This is a genomic window from Rhizobacter sp. P3_B12, from assembly GCF_056402895.1.
The window spans coordinates 1-790 of sequence record NZ_JBFUGN010001597.1; the positions used below are offsets into that span (position 1 = coordinate 1).

Genomic DNA, 790 nt, shown 5'->3' on the forward strand with positions numbered 1-790 from the left:
GCCGAAAGCCACGCCGCGCAAGCAGGGCGGCCTGCTGGAGCAGGCGCTCGCATTCGATGATGCCGAAGCGGCACTGCAGGCCGCGCGCACCGCCTTGCTGAACAGCAGCGGCCAGTTGCGCGCCCACCTGGCCGCGCCCGAGCTCGACGACGCGGTCGCGCTGCTCGACGCCATCCACCACGCGAGCCGCCAGCAGCTCGCGCACGACGAGCATCTGCGGATGGCGCGGCTGTCGCGCGTGCTGCTGGCGCAGTTCGCCGCGTTCAAGCGCCTGCGCGGGCTGGCCGACATGGCCGACCTCGAACGCTGCGCGCTGGCGCTGCTGCGCGATGCCGACCTGTCGGGCTGGGTGCAGGAGCGGCTCGATTCGCGCGTGCGCCACGTGCTGATCGACGAGTTCCAGGACACCAGCCCGCTGCAATGGCATGCGCTGCACAGCTGGCTCTCGGCCTATGCCGGCGCCGGCGGCGGCGCGAGCGGGCAGCGGCCGCCGTCGGTCTTCATCGTCGGCGACCCGAAGCAGAGCATCTACCGTTTCCGCCGCGCCGAGCCGAAGGTGTTCGCCGCGGCCAGCGATTTCGTCGCCGGCGGGCTGGGCGGCCACGTGCTCGCCTGCGACCACACGCGGCGCAACGCGCCCGAGGTGATCGCCGCGCTGAACCGCGTCTTCGAGGCGGCGCAGCGCGACGGCGAGTACGACGGCTTCCGCGCGCACAGCACCGAGATCGCGCCGCTCGCCGGTGCCGGCGTGCGCGCGCTGCCGCCGGTGGCGCGCCCGCCGCGCGAGGCC

General features: G+C 74.4%; 1 protein-coding gene. It reads left to right on the forward strand.

Annotation, left to right across the window (positions count from 1 at the left end; all coding sequences use genetic code 11):
• The coding region (locus AC1D01_RS37120) for a UvrD-helicase domain-containing protein (protein ID WP_477874876.1) at nt 1-790 on the forward strand (790 nt) is incomplete at both ends.